Here is a 1,843-nt window from a genome sequence, read left to right on the forward strand (position 1 = left end):
GACTTCCAGCGCGGGCCGTTCGCGCTGGCCCGCGCGCTCGGCGCTCCGCTGCTGCCGGTCGTGCTGACCGGCACGCACCGCGTCTGGGAGCATCCCTTCTCCCCCACGCTGCGCTACGGCGAGCCCGTGGGCCTGCACGTGCTGCCGCCCGTGCCCGCGTCCGAGGTGGCGGAGGCCGCGCCGGACGTGCTGCGTGTGCGTCTGCGCCGCCTCATGAAGGCCCGCGCGCTCGCGGGGGACCTGCCCGCGCCGCGCCGCTACCTGCCCGACCGGGACGGCTTCTGGGACGGCTACCGCTTCGACATCGACCCGGACTTCCCCCTGCTCCGTGAGCGCGTGGAGTCGCGCCGCGCGCTCGTCCTGAAAGGAACCGCATGACGCACCCCCGCCGACTGGCCGCCCTGACCCTCGCCTCCGCGCTCTCCGGCTCGCTCGCCGCGAGGGTGGACACGGACTTCCCGAAGATGACGTGGAACCAGGTCCTCTCGGAGGCGCGCGGGCAGACGGTGAACTTCTACATGTGGGGCGGCTCGGAGAACATCAACACGTACGTGGACACGGTCGTCGCGCCGCGCCTGAAGACCCTCGGGGTGACGCTGAAGCGCGTGCCCGTCACGGACACCGTGCAGGCCGTGAACAAGGTCCTCGGGGAGAAGACGGCGGGCCGGAACGCGAACGGCAGCGTGGACCTCATCTGGATCAACGGGGAGAACTTCCGCACCGCCAAGCAGGGCAAGCTGCTCTTCACGAACTGGGCGGAGAAGCTCCCCAACGCGAGGTTCGTGAACTGGCAGAGCCCGGCGGTGCGCAACGACTTCGGCGAGCGCGTCGCGGGCGCGGAGTCCCCCTGGGGCAGCACGCAGTGGCAGTACGTGTACGACAGCGCCCGCGTGAAGGACAAGGACCTGCCGCGCAGCTTCGGGGAGCTCGCGGCGTGGGCGAAGGCGCATCCGGGCCGCTTCACCTTCGTGGCGCCCCCCGCGTTCTACGGCAACCGCTTCCTGCGGCAGGCGCTCTTCGAGCTCGCGGGCGGCCCGAAGGTCTTCCAGGGCGGCTTCAGTGAGGCCGTGTGGAAGCGCGAGTCGCCGAAGCTGTGGTCGTACCTCGCGGACCTGCGCCCGAACCTGTGGCGCGGCGGGAAGACCTTCCCGGCGGACATCGCGCAGCAGTACCAGCTCCTCGCGAACGGCGAGGTGGACTTCGCGTTCGTGCAGAACGTCTCCGGCATCGCGCCCGAGGTGAACAGGGGTCTGCTGCCGAGGACGGCGCGGGTGTACCTCTTCGACGCGGGCACCGTCGCGGACTACCACTACGTCGCGATTCCCTACAACTCGGGCCGCAAGGCGGGCGCGCTGGTCCTCGCGAACCTGCTGCTCGACCCCGCGATGCAGCTGCGCAAGCTCGACCCGAAGGGCTGGGGCGACGGGCTCGCCGTGGACCCCTCCAGGGTGAACGCGGCCTTCGCGGCGAAGGTGAAGGCCACCCTCAAGGCGGGGCCGTACACGCTCGACCCGGCGGTGCTGGCGAAGAACGCCTTCGGCGACGTGAACGCCGAGTACGACAGGCGCGTGCAGGACGGCTTCCGGGACTTCCTGGCCCGATGAGGCGCGCCGCCCTGCCCCTGCTGCCCGCGCTGCTCGTGACGGTGGGACTGTTCGGGGGCGGGCTGGTGCTGGCCCTGCTGCAGAGCGTGGGGCTCCTCACGGGCGCGGAAGACGCGGGCGGCCCCACGTGGCGCGCGTACCGGGAGGCGCTGGGCTCGCCGCAGTTCCTGCCCTCGCTGCTGCTGGGCGCGTGGATCGCGCTTGTCTCCACGGCGCTCGCCCTCGTGCTGGGCACGCTG

2 protein-coding genes and 1 pseudogene are annotated in these 1,843 nt (G+C 71.8%); all 3 read left to right on the top strand.

All coding sequences use genetic code 11. The annotated features are described in order from the left end of the window. Positions 1–378 (top strand): annotated as a pseudogene (locus DEIPI_RS0101390) (lysophospholipid acyltransferase family protein); the annotation flags it as partial. Continuing rightward, positions 375–1,604, top strand: a complete 1,230-nt coding sequence (locus DEIPI_RS0101395; protein WP_045233373.1) for an ABC transporter substrate-binding protein — start codon at positions 375–377, stop codon at positions 1,602–1,604. The pseudogene DEIPI_RS0101390 and the gene DEIPI_RS0101395, both read left to right, overlap by 4 nt. Next, positions 1,601–1,843 (top strand): hypothetical protein (locus tag DEIPI_RS38650; protein ID WP_027480614.1); only part of this gene is annotated, 243 nt, incomplete at its 3' end. The genes DEIPI_RS0101395 and DEIPI_RS38650, both read left to right, overlap by 4 nt.

Source organism: Deinococcus pimensis DSM 21231, from assembly GCF_000519345.1.
In the GTDB taxonomy this organism is placed as follows: domain Bacteria; phylum Deinococcota; class Deinococci; order Deinococcales; family Deinococcaceae; genus Deinococcus_A; species Deinococcus_A pimensis.

Excerpts from the sequence above, each read along its gene's own strand:
- DEIPI_RS0101395 (WP_045233373.1), top strand. The coding sequence starts at position 375 with ATGACGCACCCCCGCCGACTGGCCGCCCTGACCCTCGCCTCCGCGCTC.